Source organism: Pectobacterium versatile (genome assembly GCF_003932035.1).
Taxonomy (GTDB): domain Bacteria; phylum Pseudomonadota; class Gammaproteobacteria; order Enterobacterales; family Enterobacteriaceae; genus Pectobacterium; species Pectobacterium versatile.
Map to the genome: position 1 here is coordinate 2,902,242 of NZ_CP034276.1, position 15,480 is coordinate 2,917,721.

Annotated in this window: 12 protein-coding genes, 1 tRNA gene and 1 pseudogene; 9 read left to right on the forward strand and 5 right to left on the reverse strand. The window is 53.1% G+C overall.

The window, feature by feature from the left end:
• Positions 1-27 precede the first annotated feature (27 nt).
• Positions 28-342 carry a DMT family transporter gene (locus EIP93_RS13080; protein WP_109224667.1) on the reverse strand — a complete coding sequence of 105 codons (315 nt, stop codon included), beginning with the start codon at positions 340-342 and terminating at the stop codon, positions 28-30.
• A gap of 478 nt (positions 343-820) precedes the next feature.
• Between EIP93_RS13080 and EIP93_RS13085 the strand changes: the two genes are divergently transcribed.
• From EIP93_RS13085 to EIP93_RS13115, 5 genes and pseudogenes are all read left to right on the forward strand, one after another.
• A complete protein-coding gene (locus EIP93_RS13085; protein ID WP_125232815.1) occupies positions 821-2,116 on the forward strand; it encodes a cation:dicarboxylate symporter family transporter in 1,296 nt (431 codons plus the stop codon).
• 245 nt (positions 2,117-2,361) lie between these two features.
• Positions 2,362-2,438: transfer RNA gene (locus tag EIP93_RS13090), tRNA-Val, on the forward strand.
• A 974-nt stretch (positions 2,439-3,412) separates the two neighbouring features.
• Positions 3,413-4,399, forward strand: a complete 987-nt coding sequence (acuI, locus tag EIP93_RS13105) for an acrylyl-CoA reductase (NADPH) (protein WP_125232816.1) — start codon at positions 3,413-3,415, stop codon at positions 4,397-4,399.
• On the forward strand, positions 4,396-4,809 hold the full coding sequence (locus EIP93_RS13110; RefSeq protein WP_164498013.1) for a hypothetical protein: 414 nt from the start codon (positions 4,396-4,398) through the stop codon (positions 4,807-4,809). Before acuI ends, EIP93_RS13110 begins: the two co-directional genes overlap by 4 nt.
• A gap of 88 nt (positions 4,810-4,897) precedes the next feature.
• Positions 4,898-5,892 (forward strand): annotated as a pseudogene (locus EIP93_RS13115) (NADP-dependent oxidoreductase).
• A 149-nt stretch (positions 5,893-6,041) separates the two neighbouring features.
• On the opposite strand, the gene EIP93_RS13120 reads toward EIP93_RS13115, so the two are convergent.
• Entirely contained in the window at positions 6,042-7,409 is a 1,368-nt protein-coding gene (locus EIP93_RS13120) for an MFS transporter (RefSeq protein ID WP_125232817.1), read from the reverse strand.
• 48 nt (positions 7,410-7,457) lie between these two features.
• On the reverse strand, positions 7,458-8,303 hold the full coding sequence (locus tag EIP93_RS13125) for an AraC family transcriptional regulator (RefSeq protein ID WP_109224671.1): 846 nt from the start codon (positions 8,301-8,303) through the stop codon (positions 7,458-7,460).
• Between the two features lie 378 nt (positions 8,304-8,681).
• On the opposite strand from EIP93_RS13125, the gene EIP93_RS13130 reads away from it, so the two are divergent.
• Complete coding sequence (locus tag EIP93_RS13130) at positions 8,682-9,350, forward strand: hypothetical protein (protein WP_103970845.1); 669 nt, start codon at positions 8,682-8,684, stop codon at positions 9,348-9,350.
• A 101-nt stretch (positions 9,351-9,451) separates the two neighbouring features.
• On the opposite strand, the gene narP is transcribed toward EIP93_RS13130, so the two are convergent.
• A complete protein-coding gene (narP, locus tag EIP93_RS13135; RefSeq protein WP_044205064.1) occupies positions 9,452-10,084 on the reverse strand; it encodes a nitrate/nitrite response regulator protein NarP in 633 nt (210 codons plus the stop codon).
• An 87-nt stretch (positions 10,085-10,171) separates the two neighbouring features.
• Entirely contained in the window at positions 10,172-11,890 is a 1,719-nt protein-coding gene (narQ, locus tag EIP93_RS13140) for a nitrate/nitrite two-component system sensor histidine kinase NarQ (protein ID WP_103970846.1), read from the reverse strand.
• 250 nt (positions 11,891-12,140) lie between these two features.
• On the opposite strand from narQ, the gene napF reads away from it, so the two are divergent.
• From napF to napA, 3 genes are read left to right on the forward strand one after another with little or no spacing between them, the layout of a single operon-like run.
• Positions 12,141-12,677, forward strand: a complete 537-nt coding sequence (gene napF / locus EIP93_RS13145) for a ferredoxin-type protein NapF (RefSeq protein WP_107332720.1) — start codon at positions 12,141-12,143, stop codon at positions 12,675-12,677.
• Positions 12,674-12,994 carry a chaperone NapD gene (napD, locus tag EIP93_RS13150; RefSeq protein ID WP_039489143.1) on the forward strand — a complete coding sequence of 107 codons (321 nt, stop codon included), beginning with the start codon at positions 12,674-12,676 and terminating at the stop codon, positions 12,992-12,994. The genes napF and napD overlap by 4 nt, the downstream gene beginning before the upstream one ends.
• A complete protein-coding gene (napA, locus tag EIP93_RS13155; protein WP_039537949.1) occupies positions 12,991-15,477 on the forward strand; it encodes a nitrate reductase catalytic subunit NapA in 2,487 nt (828 codons plus the stop codon). Before napD ends, napA begins: the two co-directional genes overlap by 4 nt.
• The last annotated feature ends 3 nt before the right edge of the window (positions 15,478-15,480 follow it).

Below are 15,480 nucleotides of genomic sequence, written 5' to 3' on the forward strand. Positions count from 1 at the left end.
CAGCTTGAAGTATGACGGGTATATACGTTATGAAGATAGCTTCATCATGACCAAGCCGCTGACGATCAACAGCGCAGCAATAATCCTCGTCGCATTTGCAGGTTCATTCAGGAAGACCAATCCCACCACAAACGCCCCCACCGCACCAATTCCCGTCCAGATGGTGTAAGCCGTGCCCAGAGGGAGAGATTTCATCGCCATGGATAACAGCGCAAAGCTGATAATCATGGCAACAATCGTGACAGCCGATGCGCCTATTTTCGTGAAGCCATCAGACAGTTTCATGCTGTAAGACCAGACAATTTCAAATAGACCGGCGAGCGCTAATAGAAACCAGGCCATACCCAGTTCTCCTTAAACAGTGAATGTGGGTCGTCCCGTGAATCCTTTTCGCGTCAGAGGTCGTCCCCTGCCAGGATGATATGCCGCGATACGATAACGTTGCGCTATCAGGGAGTAAAGCCAGTACGTTCTTTGCGTCCCTGCGGTGTTCTCTTCACTTCAGAAAGAGAAGTGTTAGAACCATTATGCGGTTCGCAACACTTAAATATCCAACCGAGATCATGTTATTCACATTTCATTAAACCCCACCGTTGACAACGCTACGGCTAAGCCATATTCATATGTACGGACAAGCAAAAATGTCCGTACATATGAATATATAACATTGGCTACAAAACACGACTTCTGACGCAGGTTGTCTTGTTAGAAATCAAAAAAATCTTGTTAGTTCATGTCGTTAGAGACATTCACTGCATGATAGCGAGTTTTGCTGGTTCAGCCTTTATCCGTACAGTTTAACCTACAAGAGATCAACACTATGTCGACAAAAACACCTGTCTGGAAAGGTCTGACATTTCAGGTTCTGGCGGCGATGGCACTGGGTATCGCCCTCGGTTTTGCCGCGCCGGAATTGGCAGCAAAGTTTAAAATACTCGGTGACATCTTTCTGAAACTCATCAAGACCGCCGTCGCGCCACTCATCTTTTTCACGGTGGTACATGGCATCGCATCCGCTGGGGATATTAAGAAAGTGGGAAAAATCGGCGTGCGCGCGCTGATCTATTTTGAACTGGTTTCTACATTCGCCCTCGCTCTCGGCCTCGGCTGGGCAAATCTCATTGATATCGGTTCAGGCATTCACGCCGGGAATATCAGCCAAACGGCCACCGCCGCCGTTGACTCTGCGATAGCAAAAGGCCACATGCCTACAACCACAATGGATTTTATCTACGGCATTTTCCCCGATAACTTCATTGGAGCCTTCGCTGGCGGGCAGCTCTTACAAGTGCTGGTGATCTCACTGATTTTTGGTTTCGCTTTACTTGCACTTCCCCATGAAAAACGCAGCGTGATTGAAAATGGCATGAACCGCATATCGGAATGCTTCTTCGAGTTCATCAATTTAATCATGAAATTAGCCCCGATTGGTGCATTCGGTTCCGTCGCATATGCCGTGGGAAGCAACGGCAGTAGCGTGCTGCTATCTCTGCTGAATCTAGTGTTAATGTTTTATGCCGCTGTCGCATTTTTCATCATCGTTATCCTGGGTAGCATCTGTCGATTTGCAGGCTTCAGCCTCACCCGCTTTCTTAAATACATCCGCGATGAAATCGTGATTGTGCTGGGCACGGCCTCGTCCGAAAGCGCGCTACCTCGGCTGTTGCAGAAATTAGAGCGTTTCGGTTGTTCACGGCAGAGCGTAGGGCTGATTCTCCCAACAGGCTATGCATTTAATCTCGACGGAACGAGTATTTACATGTCGATGTGTACGCTGTTTATCGCCAATGCCTATGGCGTCGACCTGAGTTGGCAACAGCAAATGGGCATCCTGCTCATCATGCTGGTGACCTCAAAAGGAGCCGCGGCCGTCTCTGGCGGCAGCTTCGTGGTATTCGCCGCAACGGTGGCAACGGTGGGTAACCTGCCGATAGAAGGACTGGCGTTAATTTTCGGGGTCTATCGCTTTATGTCTATGGCGATCGCGTTATACAACACAATCGGAAACAGCGTGGCCACTATCGTGGTAGCAAAATGGTGTGGGGAATATTCACCTCAGCCAGACAATACGCAAGAAAGCACGCACCTTGCTCAGGAAACCCGCCCTGCGAGCTAATATCCAGCCAGCAGCAGGCAGAAACTGAGGATTACAGACATCAGCTATGACGATCCAGCGGCGTCCTGGCTGAATAATTAACCTCAAGACACGAATTCGGCTAAACATTCAACACTTGAAAGAGGATGATAAACAAAGCACTTGCCACCAACGTCAGAGCCGTCCATAATAGCGCCCATTCCAAACGCTGGAATGAAGAAAAGCATTCTAATCAAAACGTTACTGATTAAGATGTTATCTCCTGTACGACCGTAGCTCAGTTGGTTAGAGCACCACCTTGACATGGTGGGGGTCGGTGGTTCGAGTCCACTCGGTCGTACCAATTCATGTTCTGCAATTTTAACCTGCGCCCGTAGGTTAATGAATGTGAATTGAAATTTCTCTCTTACTCGTATCCTGTTAAATTCATCAAAACCCATTCGAATTTAGTGTACTTACCCCTATTTTAAGCTCGAACTCAGCTCTGAATCCTAATCAGGAATGACAATGCTGCGACCGATACATGGGCGAGTATGCCAAGCGTGGCTGCACACATTTCCCGGCAATCGGACACGTATCGCCCTGCCCCGTCCAGCCAGTAAGAGCTTAAGACCATCGGCAAACAGGGTCTTGACCTCATCAGACTGCTGGGCACATCCACACACACGCAGCCACTTCCACGCTCACGATACCGGGTGGAGGCTTTTTTGGCCGATGTGCATACGATTGGCCTGTGCCTTGGCCCCTCATTTCAAACACCTTTTTTGTCTTATAACAATAGTTACATGCCAACACATATTAATGTCATTCATAATCAAAAATCTTGACGAAATAGATGATGACCATCATTATAAAAACCAGATTATTTTCTATAAGAGATGATAAATCATGGCTGGCTGCTTAGTTTTGTCGAAAGAGCATCTTGAAAACATCGAGAACGATTGTCCCATAGCAGCACTCGGTTCAGAAATGCCACGTCAAGCGCCCGAAGTGCGGCACGCTGCCACCTGCCAATTTACACAATCCCGACGCCGTCACGATTAGCACTTTCAAGACGCATACATCACGATGGCAAACATTAACCACTTGTCGGGTTATATCGATCCAAAGCTGCAAAAAAATTGCAATTTCTTCGCCGATTCGCACCAGCCAGTGTACTGGGGTCAGGGATCCGCAAGGAGCTGCAACTTGATGTGAAGAAGTCTTCGTAAATCAATGCATGCCAGTCATGCCGGCTGGTTTGAGCCCAGACAGGCTATATTTCCCTTGCTGGGTAGATGCACGACATAACCCAACGAATGTGAATTGGAGAAAAAAATGACGTTCAAAGCACTGCTTGCTACCAAAACTGGCGATATAGCCTCAACCCATCTCGTCAACTTCAAAGATGAAGATCTCATGCCTGGCGATGTTATCGTCTCCGTTGAGTATTCTACAGTAAATTACAAGGATGCCTTGGCCGTCACTGGCCGCAGCACCATCATCCGTCATTACCCGCTCATTCCTGGCATCGATTTCGCCGGTATTGTCGAGCGCTCAAGCTATCCGGGCATTACCGTTGGCGACCGTGTGCTGGTCAATGGTTGGGGATTGAGCCAAACCCACCACGGCGGCTTTGCACAGAAAGCACAAGTGCCCGGCGACTGGTTGATCAAGATCCCTGACGTATTTTCGACCAAAGATGCCATGGCCATCGGTACTGCTGGTTATACCGCAGCGCTATCCGTGCTGGCACTGGAACACGGCGGTCTGACGCCCGATCGCGGCGACATTCTGGTGACGGGTGCCAATGGCGGCGCAGGCTCGATAGCCATCGCGCTGCTCTCCGATCTGGGCTACCGCGTGGTCGCTTCCACCGGGCGTCCTGAGGAAGCGGATTACCTGCACAGCCTTGGCGCCGCCGAAATCATTGATCGCAGCACGCTATCTGAGCCTGATACACCAATCGGCAAAGAACGCTGGGCTGGCGTCATCGATTCAGTCGGCAGCCATACTCTGGCCAATGCTTTAGCACAAACCCAGTATCGTGGGGTAGTCACTGCCTTCGGTCTGGCTCAGGGTACAGATTTGCCTGCGTCCGTATTCCCCTTCATTCTGCGTAACGTCACCCTTGCAGGTATTGATTCGGTCAACGCGCCCCAGTCCGCGCGTTTGCAGGCGTGGGCGCATCTTGCCCGCAATTTGAATCTGGACAAACTGGCGCATACCACGCAGGTGATCGGTCTGGCCGATGTGCCCGTCATCGCCGAACGCGTACTGGAAGGCAAGGTGCGTGGGCGCACCGTTGTGGACGTGAACGCATGAGTATTCACACCGCCTCTCGCAGCTTCCGCTATCTGTCCATCCTATCGGCGCTGCTGTTCTTTGCGCTGGCTGCGATCTGGTTATTCACTCCCGCAACGCTACTCGCCAACTGGGGCGTCGCCTTCGGTGGCGGTGTCGAAGGTCTGATCGGCCGCCGTGCTGCACCGCTATATGCCGGTATCGGGGTCATGCTTTTTGCCCTGAGAAATGCGCCACCTTCCGCCGGGCGAACGGCCGCAGTCGCGGGCTTCATCACGGCCTGCCTGCTGCTGGCGTTGCTGGGTGCTGTGGAGTGGGCCGCAGGACGGGTTAATGCGGGCATCATGTCGGCAATTGTGGTCGAAATCGTTCTGCCGCTGGCCTTTGTGCTTGCCATTCGTGCGGAACGGAAAGGCCCGTCGCGCCGCTAGGCGGGCTGCAACATAGAGGGATGCACCGTCGGCGTTATCCCTACTTCAAGCGTTATTCCTCCCTCAACAGGCAAAGGACTACATCATCATGAAGGCATTTTTCATCAATCGCTACAAGGACACGGGCCAGGTTGGTCAACTGCCCGATCCCGAGGTCGGGCACAATGACGTATTGGTGCAAGTGCACGCCGCCAGCATCAACCTGCTGGACGCCAAGATCCGTAAAGGCGAATTCAAACTTATCCTACCGTATCGCCTCCCACTGGTGCTGGGCAATGATCTGGCCGGTGTGGTCGTGCGCGTCGGTCGTAATGTCCGTCAGTTCAAGGCAGGCGACAACGTTTATGCGCGCCCCCGGAGGATCGTATCGGCAGCTTTGCCGAGCTGATTGCAGTGAAAGAGGACGCGCTGGCACTCAAGCCGACTAATCTCGATATGGAACAAGCGGCTTCCATCCCGCTGGTTGCTCTGACAGCCTGGCAGGTGCTGGTCGAGACCGCACAGTTGAAGCAAGGTCAAAAGGTGCTGATTCATGCAGGTTCGGGCGGTGTAGGCACTATCGCCATCCAGCTTGCTAAGCACCTTGGTGCGTTTGTCGCGACCACCACCAGCACCAGCAATGTCGAATGGGTGAGAAATCTGGGTGCCGACGTTGTGATCGACTACAAAACACAGGCGTTCGAAAACGTGCTGAAGGATTACGATGTCGTCCTCAACAGTCTGGGCAACGACATACTCGAAAAATCACTTCAGGTACTCAAGCCCGGCGGTCGGCTTATTTCTATCTCTGGACCACCGACTCCCGCCTTCGCCGAGCAGCAAGGGTTATCCTGGTTCCTGAAGCAGGTAATGCGCCTGTTGAGCCGACGTATCCGCAAAAAATCCGACAAACACGGCGTGCGCTATGACTTCGTTTTTATGCGCGCAAACGGCAACCAGCTACGGGAAATCACTGCGCTGATTGAATCCGGTGCAATCAAACCCGTCATCGATCGTACTTTCCCACTGGCATCGACCGCAGAGGCACTGGCTTATGCCGAGCAGGGAAGATCGAAAGGCAAAGTCACCATCAGTATTCGATAGCTCGCTGGTGCTGAATAGAGGAAGACGTTTCACTCAGTACGCATTCAGGGGAACACGACAATAAGGCTAACATGACGATGCCTCATACCCTGTTCCCCTTGATCTTTACTCGATCCCTACCCAATTAATGCTTACGGACTCAGGGAGATTTAATCACGCAGAAGCAAAGCAGAAATTGACACGGTGGCACCAAAACCGGCCATCAGCAGCCACGCCAGACTGTATTGATCGGCATAGAGCGACGTTCCCGCTACCGCAACAAAGACGGAAACCCCGACCGCTGCGCCGATTTGGCGAGCCGTATTAATCATGCCAGTGCCTGTCGCATACTGTTTCTCAGGCAGCGCAGCAGTACCGCCCGCCAGAAACCCCGTTTGCCCAATACCGGCACCTGCGCCAGTCAGGAGTAATCCCGGCAGGTAGGCCACCAGATAGTCTGGTTCTGAGCCTAACATGGCATACCACCAAATCCCGGCGATCAGGAAAAGGAAACCAGCCAGCACGGTCAGCCGCTTGGGCGGAATATTCGTTTTGCCCGCCAACAGGGATGCCAGTACGGCAGTGCCTGGGCTGATACCAATGCCCGCACCGGCCATCATCGGTTCCCATTGCCACACTTGTGTCAGGTAAAGCGTGCCTCCCAGCAGCATGATCGCAAAGCCCATGTAAAAACAGGCCATCCCGAACGTCGCGAACGTGAAGGCGGGAGCCTGAAAAACGCGCAGATCCAGCGCGGGTGACAACACCGTTAGGCAGCGCCACACAAACAGCGCCAAAAATACTATCGCCGCACCGAACGCCAGCCAGAGGCTGATATGTTTCACACCCCATTCCGGCGCGTACGAAATGCCCGCGACAAGGCAACCAATTCCTGCGATAAAAAATACAGAACCCACGATATCGGGAAATACCCCACCCGTGGTCGGGCTTTCAATCAAATACCGGCTAAGCCACAGCGCCACCATAACCACGGGCAGGTTAACCAGAAAAATCAGACGCCAGTCGATCTCGACAAGCCCTCCACCCAACGTAGGTCCCAGCGCGGCAGCAACCGAACCCGTTGCAGCCCAAATGCCGACCATCTGTTTGTGTCGCGTTTTGGGATAGGCGGCAAGGAGTAAGCCAAGGCTAGTCGGGATCAGCAAGGCGGCACCCACTCCTTTTAATCCTCGCGCGAAAATCAAAGAGACAATATTAGGCGAAAAAGCGCAGGCAGCGCTGGCCACCGCGAAAATCAACAGCCCTGCGATAAAGACCCGTTTGCGCCCGTAGAGGTCAGCTAATCGGCCACTGGGTACCAGAAAAGCCGCAAACGCGATGGAATAGGCAGTCAGCACCCACGACATAACCTGATTGGTCGCGCCGGGAAAGCTGTCCCGTATTGCCGGGAAAGCCAGATTGACAACAAACAGGTCAAGCGACGACAGCACGCTGCCCGCCCCTACGGCAACCATGACCCACGGTGAAACGCGGGCGGATGGCTCTTCAGTTATGAATGTCTTCGTTGGCTGGGGCATATCCTCTCCAGACGATGGTATTTCTGGAAGAGGAGTGTGATAAATACGTCAGGACGTGTATTGGACATCTGATAAATACGCCGCAGTGTACTGCGCTGGCGTGATGCCAAATGTGCCCTTGAAGCGCCGAATGAGATGGCTCTGATCGGACAGGCCAACGGAGGCCGCGACATCGGCAGCGCAATGGCCGGATCGCAGGAGCTGTTTCGCGGCATCCAAACGTACGCCATTAAGATAGGCGTGGAGAGGAAGGCCATAAGCCGCGCTAAACAATTGATTCAGTCGAACCCGGCTAAGCGCAGCCGCTTCCGCCAACACAGACGTGGTCAACGGCTCAGAAAAGCAGGCGTGGATCAGTTCGCGTACACGTTCGATACGGGGTTCATTACGCACAGGTTGAGGTTTGACAGGGGTCGTTGAGTAACGCTGAAATAATGGATTCAGCGCGTCAATCATGCTGATTTCTCGCGCCAGCGGATCCTGCTCACTAAAAAGCACGCGATGGAGTTTCTTCAATAAGAAGACAATATCTGCATCCATAATTAACGGGCGTGTAAAGCGTGTGGGGGAAGAGACGGAAACGTCATGCGCCTGAGCGAGATCGTTAATCATCCAGGGATCGATATACACCATACTGTAGATGTAACCCTGATCATCACAGGGCTTCCCGTCATGCATTTCTCCGGGATTAATGATCATTGCACTGCCCGGAGGAGCAATGAACCCGCCCTTTTCCAGCGCAACTTTTGGCGCACCAGCATCGATCGTCCCCAACACAAAATAGTCGTGGGAATGGCGTTCGTACTGATGTTTATTGAAGTAGGCGTGCAGTCCCTGTATTCCAAGTGAAGGAACGGCAACAAATTTCATCCATTCACGCTGCTGGGATTGCATACTCACCGCCCCTGTCTGATCTGAAAATCACTCGCCCTTGGGTGTCAGATTGCTCCCTGTGACCATGATTATGGCGAGTTCGCCGCCGCAAATCATCCAGAAATTATCAGGCTTCTACCTGACTAAATGATAACGAATGTCCCACTGTATCGCGCTAAAAAGTGAGAAATTTCAACACGCCCGCATGTAACATCCCAATAACCTCCAGATAACTTACAACGCACGCTGTCTTCCCTTCACGCGCCTTCATCCGTTTTTATTCTGGCGGACGATCCGCCTAAATGATAAATTAACTCGCTGATTTTAGTCAGTTAAAAACTGTTAGCAGACGGATTCTGCCTCGCAACAAAGATAAAAATAATCACATCAGGAATGTAAATGAAACCATTCATTAAAGTTACAATGCCTTTACTTGCGCTTTCCGCCGCATTTTCGTCTCATGCCGCAGAGACCATCTCGCCAACGGCCGTATCCGATCTTTATATTAAGACTCTGGTCAACCATGACGATCAGGCTATTCGTCAGCTAAATGATTACCTTCGCCCCGACCGTCTGCGTTCAGGCCGAAGTGCCGACTATGCAAACGCGGCTGAACTGAAAGAAGCCGATAAAGCCTTTCCTGGTGAAATAGCCGAAATGGCGCAGGCCTTGTTTCCAGAACCGCTTAGAGAAGGACTCAGATCGCCTCTGGAAAGCTTGATGACGACCGTGCAGCAGGCCAGACAAAAATCCGAATGCAAATCCCTGTCAGCTGGCGAGCCAGAAAAGGACAGTAACGGCATACTAACCACTCAGGTAACATTTGAGTGCGTTCTGGTGAAAACGAATGAAACCTGGGCGGAAGGTGTGCAGCGGCTGGCAAAAAGCAATTGCAGCGCCTCACAGTGCAGCAGTGAACTGAAAAAACTACAGGATGCTTACTCAGCGCCCGTCAGTTTTACCTATCAGGGAACCTTTTCACTGAGCAAAGTGCCTCAAGATAAAGACAAGGCATGGCGCAATGATTTCGCCAGGGAGACGTTTGACGAAATGCTAAGCCAGTTCTGAGCCTGAGACCTCCAGCCCCTTTGGGGTAGAGGTTACATCGTTTAAGACACGTAAATCGTTTTTTTCGGCGGGCGACAATCCGCCGTTAACGAGCAGCGGCCTTACTGGCCGCGAGTCTCCAGATACAGCACCGTGGCGGCAACTCGGGAGCGCACATTTAGCTTGCGCAGCATGTTGCGGATATGCACCTTTACCGTCTCTTCTGAGATATACAGCACGCCAGCAATTTGTTTGTTGGACAACCCTGAAGCCACTTCCTGAAGTACATCCAATTCGCGCTCCGTCAATACGGTAAAAGGCGACGGCGTGTCCTGTATAGCAATTCGGTGGCGCAACACGTCGCGCACCTGCTCGCTGAAGGCATCACCGTTGCGAATGGCCTCCAATAAGTGTTCTGGGGCGCTGTCTTTAAGCAGATAGCCATCGGCCCCCGCATCCATCAGCGTATAAATATCGCTGGGTGCATCAGAAACCGTCAGCACAATAACGCGAGCGCAGATCCCATCACGCCGCAGCGCGTGAAGCGTATCCAACCCGCTTAATCCTTTCATGTTGAGATCGAGCAAGATGATATCAGGAGAATCCCGATTCGCGAGGCTTAACGCCTCCATGCCGTTGCTGGCTTCCCCAATCACGTCAAAGATGGCGTCAGTTGCCAGTAACTGACGGATTCCCCGGCGCATAAGCGGATGATCGTCAACGATCAGCACGCGATAAGATGGTTTTTCTGACATGCCCAGCCCCAATGTAATATGGATCTTATTATTTTTTATTTATGATTTATCCCTGTCATCTTTCAAGTTACGTGTATGCCGCTCGAATTATTCAGGGTAGAGATTGTTCGTGTTGTCGCGTTCACGCGCGGTCGTCGGCGTCGAAAAACAGACGCTAACCTGCGTCCCCCCTTCAGGGTGGAGGCCAATAGATAACTTTCCTCCTAACCGTTCGGCGCGCTCCTGCATAATATTTAAACCATAATGTCCTGCGGGTTCCTCCTGATTGATAATGCCGCAGCCGTCATCACGAATATCAACACAGTAACGCCCATCTGGCTGCGTACGACAGTTGACGGTAATCGTCGTCGCCTGCGCGTGTTTAATGGCATTCAGCACCGCTTCACGGATGATTTGCAGCAAGTGAACCTGCTGTGATGCATCCAGCGCCTGCGTAGGAATACGGCAATCGATCTCAATCGTCGCTGGCGTCTGCGCTCTTAGCGGCTCAATCATCTCCTGCATCGCCGCTGGCAAATCGGCCTGTTGCAGCGTCAGCCGGAAGGTTCCCAGCAGTTCCCTCAGTTGGCGATAAGCATCGCTTAACGCCTGTTCAAAATCTGTGATGATCTGCCGAGCCTGCGCATTTTCTTCCGATACTGCACGTTTTAATAACGCCATCTGGATATTCAGATAAGACAGCACCTGAGCCAGTGAGTCATGCAATTCACGCGCGATGGTGGCGCGCTCTTCCATCAGTAACAGCTGCTGGTAGTGCTTCTGCGCCTGATTGAAATAGAGCCCGCGACCCAGCATATTAGCGACACTTTCCATCAACTGCGCCGACGGCTGCTGCGCTGATGCCTGCCACCGCAGCTGTCCAAACTCGACCTCTTGCAAACGGATCGGCAATGCCCGCCACGCGATCTGCTCATCCGGCTGGCCTTCACACAACCGCCAGTTCTCCCCTACCCGCATTTCCAGACAAACGACCGTTTCATAGCGGTGAACAATTTGCAGAATCTGCTGAAAGCAATGCCTGTCGATCGTGCTGACGTTCATCGCCTGAGAGCAGTTGTACAGCACCTTCAGCATGCGGTTCACTTCCTGCAAGCGCAGCGTTTTCTGCCTAACCTTATCTTCCAGAGAGCGATAGAGTTTTTGCAGTTCGTCAGTCATGCTACTGAAGGTTTGCGCCAGTAATCCCAATTCGTTAGGCAGATTGACGTCCAGCCGCGAATGGGTAAAACGCCCTTTCTCGATGGACGAACAGGCCGCCATCAGCTTATTTAACGGCACGACCACCTGACGACGAATGCGGCGCAGCGTAAAGAAGATCAGTATATAGATAGTGATCGAGCCAATTATTGATGTCACAACGACTATCATCATCTTGCGTTCGGAATAGTGCTGCAACGCCAGCACAAAGAGATCGATCTGCGTGACATAGCGAACAATATTGTCCTGATACCACACCCGATCCCCCGCATTCAGGCGCTCATCCATCGTTTTCCAACTCTGTAACAGCGCCGCATAACGATCGCGCACATCGCGCGGTACATACCAGCGATCCAACAGGTGAAAAACCGGGGAATCCAGCGTTTGCGCATAGAGGCGGCGATGCGGTTCTAACGCGGCACGATCGCCCTGTAGGTCATACCCCATGCGATAGCTTTGCATACGCATCGATCCAGCAACGTTGATCGCTTCCGCATCGCGTAAACCGCTGGCTAACGTCAACAGCGCAATACCCGTCGTCAGAAATGAAAGCAACGCGATATAAAAAAACGCGCGCGCCAGACTGGTAGAAACAGGACGTTTGACCATCACAACGAATAATCCTCTTTGGCGTCATACCTACTCTAAATAAGTAGATCAGCATTTCAGCGTACTATCACGATCCCCACTTACTCCCGCAAGCCGATAAGGCGCGAATCCCACATAAGCTTGATCCGGCACCACCATTTACCTCTAAAGAGTGATTATCGCATACAGCCTAAGAGGAATAGTGTAACCCCTACAAAAACAGCGTGTTTTCTATTGGATATTTCATTGAGTGCCAGAGCGACAAACTGCCATGACTAACCTCTCCCGACGTTCCTTACTGACTGGTGGCCTACAGCGGGCAGACAACGCGTTGCGTCCGCCGTGGAGCGGTGTGGAAAGTCATTTCCTGAGCCAGTGCACTCGCTGCAACGTCTGCGTTGATGCCTGCGGCGCGGGGATTATCCAGCGTGGTTCAGGCGGTTTTCCCACTGTCGATTTCCAACGTGGTGAATGCACATTCTGCTACGACTGTGCTCGCGCGTGTCCAGAAGCGCTGTTCGCGGAGAGTCACACCTCGCCGTGGGAATACCACCTGATGATCCAGGATGCCTGTTTATCACTGCATCAGGTGGAATGCCGCAGCTGTCAGGATGCATGTGAAACAGGCGCGATACGATTTCGCCCCACCATTGGGCGCGTTGCTGCACCGTCAATCGACGACGACGCCTGTACCACCTGCGGCGCCTGCATTTCCGGCTGCCCTGTCGGCGCCATATCGATGAAAAAAATCACAGCGGGATATCACACCGCGCCAGCGCGTCTGCCGACGCAACAGGAAAACCGATGAGCACAGTCTGGCATGTTTGCAGTGTAGTAGTTCACGTCAACACGGCGCAGATGGCAGCCGTTGGCGAGGCGTTAGCGACGCAGCCCAATCTAGAAGTGGGTGCCAGCGATAGCGATACCGGAAAAATGGTCGTGGTATTGGAGTCAGATTCAGAAGACACGCTGTTAAAACAAATAGCGTCAATACGCGAGCTTACAGGCGTACTGGCGGTTTCGCTGGTTTATCACCAGCTTGATGAACAGCCTTTTGATGAACAATCTTTTGCTTTCGATGAACAACCTCTTGATCAACAAGCTCAGGGTGAGGAAATACTATGAAACTCAGTCGACGACACTTTATGAAGGCGAACGCGGTCGCAGCGGCAGCCGCGGTCGCAGGCATCACCATACCCACCGCGGTTCGTGCCGTGACCGAACAGTCGGATGCTATCCACTGGGATAAAGCCCCTTGCCGCTTCTGTGGCGTAGGGTGCGGTGTGTTGGTGGGGACGCAAAACGGCCGCATCGTCGCCAGTCAGGGCGATCCTGAAGCGCCGGTTAACCGTGGATTAAACTGCATCAAGGGCTATTTCCTGCCAAAAATCATGTATGGACAGGATCGCTTGACCCAACCGTTGCTGCGCATGCGTGACGGCAAATTCGATAAAGAAGGCGAATTTACTCCGATTTCCTGGGATCAGGCATTTGACATCATGGCGGAGAAATTCAAAACCGCGCTGAAGGAGAAAGGCCCCAACGCGATAGGCATGTTTGGCTCTGGGCAATCAACCATTTGGGAAGGCTATGCGGCCGCCAAATTGTTCAAAGCGGGCTTCCGCTCCAACAATATTGACCCCAACGCGCGCCACTGTATGGCATCGGCGGTTGTCGGCTTTATGCGTACCTTCGGTATGGATGAACCGATGGGCTGCTACGACGATATCGAGCAGACCGATGCGTTTGTCCTGTGGGGCTCTAACATGGCGGAGATGCACCCGATTCTCTGGTCGCGCATTACTGACCGCCGCCTGTCGAACAGCAATGTGACGGTCGCCGTGCTGTCCACCTACCAGCACCGCAGTTTTGAGCTGGCGGATAACGGCATGGTGTTTACGCCGCAAACCGATCTGGCCATTCTCAACTACATCGCCAACTACATTATCCAAAACAATGCGGTGAATGAGGCTTTCTTTACCCGCCACGTCAACCTGCGCCGAGGCGTGACCGATATCGGTTATGGCCTACGTCCGACACATCCGTTGGAGAAAGCGGCGAAAAATCCGGGTTCCGATGCATCTGAGCCGATGAGTTTTGAAGAGTACAAAGCCTTTGTCGCCGACTACACGCTGGAAAAAACGGTCGCGCTCAGCGGCGTTCCCGCCGATCAGTTAGAAGCGCTGGCAAAACTCTATGCCGATCCGAAGAAGAAAGTGATCTCCTACTGGACGATGGGCTTTAACCAGCACACGCGTGGCGTCTGGGCGAACAATTTGGTTTATAACATCCACCTGCTGACGGGCAAGATCTCTCAGCCGGGCTGCGGGCCGTTCTCGTTAACCGGGCAACCTTCTGCCTGCGGCACCGCGCGTGAAGTCGGCACCTTCGCCCACCGCCTGCCAGCAGACATGGTGGTGACTAACGAGAAACACCGCGCGATGGCGGAAAAGCTGTGGCAGTTACCGACAGGCACGATTCCTGAAAAAATCGGCTTACACGCCGTCGCACAGGATCGGGCGCTGAAGGACGGCACGCTGAATGCCTATTGGGTAATGTGTAACAACAACATGCAGGCCGGCCCGAACATCAATCAGGAGCGTATGCCGGGCTGGCGCGATCCGCGTAACTTCATCGTCGTTTCCGATCCCTACCCGACGATCAGCGCCTTGTCCGCTGACCTGATTTTGCCTACCGCAATGTGGGTGGAAAAAGAAGGTGCCTACGGCAATGCCGAGCGCCGGACGCAGTTCTGGCGTCAGCAGGTTAAAGCGCCGGGCGAGTCAAAATCGGATCTGTGGCAGGTGGTGAGCTTTGCCAAGCGCTTCGCCATCGAGGAAGTGTGGCCGGAAGAACTTCTGGCGCAGAAACCGGCCTACCGCGGCAAGACCCTCTACGACGTGCTGTTTGCTAACGATGTCACCACGCGCTTCCCGCTCAGCGAATTAGCGGAAAACCAGTTGAACGATGAATCTCGTGACTTCGGTTTTTACCTGCAAAAAGGCCTGTTTGAAGAATACGCCGCGTTTGGCCGTGGGCACGGTCACGACCTAGCGCCGTTCGATACCTACCACAAGGTTCGCGGGCTGCGCTGGCCGGTCGTTGACGGCAAAGAAACGCAGTGGCGTTACAGCGAAGGGCACGATCCTTACGTCAAAGCGGGAGAAGCCTACCGTTTCTACGGCAAACCGGATGGCAAGGCGGTTATTTTTGCGCTCCCGTACGAGCCTGCCGCAGAAGCGCCGGACGACGAATACGATCTTTGGCTTTCCACCGGCCGCGTATTGGAGCACTGGCACACCGGCAGCATGACGCGTCGCGTACCGGAACTGCACCGCGCCTTCCCCGAGGCCGTGCTGTTTATGCACCCGCAGGATGCCAAAGCGCGCGATCTACGTCGCGGCGAGAAAGTCCGCATTATCTCGCGCCGTGGTGAAGTCGTCTCGATTGTTGAGACACGCGGTCGCAATAAGCCACCGCGTGGGCTGGTCTATATGCCGTTCTTCGATGCCGCACAGATGACCAACGTCCTGACGCTGGATGCGACCGATCCGCTGTCGAAAGAAGCGGACTTTAAGAAGTGTGCCGTCAAGCTGGCTAAGGTGTAACGC

What these genes read in the sequence shown, in the direction of transcription:
- EIP93_RS13120 (WP_125232817.1), bottom strand. Translation starts at nt 7,409, where the DNA reads ATGCCCCAGCCAACGAAGACATTCATAACTGAAGAGCCATCCGCCCGC.
- acuI (WP_125232816.1), top strand. Translation starts at nt 3,413, where the DNA reads ATGACGTTCAAAGCACTGCTTGCTACCAAAACTGGCGATATAGCCTCA.
- EIP93_RS13085 (WP_125232815.1), top strand. Translation starts at nt 821, where the DNA reads ATGTCGACAAAAACACCTGTCTGGAAAGGTCTGACATTTCAGGTTCTG.
- EIP93_RS13080 (WP_109224667.1), bottom strand. Translation starts at nt 342, where the DNA reads ATGGCCTGGTTTCTATTAGCGCTCGCCGGTCTATTTGAAATTGTCTGG.
- EIP93_RS13130 (WP_103970845.1), top strand. Translation starts at nt 8,682, where the DNA reads ATGAAACCATTCATTAAAGTTACAATGCCTTTACTTGCGCTTTCCGCC.
- napA (WP_039537949.1), top strand. Translation starts at nt 12,991, where the DNA reads ATGAAACTCAGTCGACGACACTTTATGAAGGCGAACGCGGTCGCAGCG.
- narQ (WP_103970846.1), bottom strand. Translation starts at nt 11,890, where the DNA reads ATGGTCAAACGTCCTGTTTCTACCAGTCTGGCGCGCGCGTTTTTTTAT.
- napF (WP_107332720.1), top strand. Translation starts at nt 12,141, where the DNA reads ATGACTAACCTCTCCCGACGTTCCTTACTGACTGGTGGCCTACAGCGG.
- napD (WP_039489143.1), top strand. Translation starts at nt 12,674, where the DNA reads ATGAGCACAGTCTGGCATGTTTGCAGTGTAGTAGTTCACGTCAACACG.
- EIP93_RS13110 (WP_164498013.1), top strand. Translation starts at nt 4,396, where the DNA reads ATGAGTATTCACACCGCCTCTCGCAGCTTCCGCTATCTGTCCATCCTA.
- narP (WP_044205064.1), bottom strand. Translation starts at nt 10,084, where the DNA reads ATGTCAGAAAAACCATCTTATCGCGTGCTGATCGTTGACGATCATCCG.
- EIP93_RS13125 (WP_109224671.1), bottom strand. Translation starts at nt 8,303, where the DNA reads ATGCAATCCCAGCAGCGTGAATGGATGAAATTTGTTGCCGTTCCTTCA.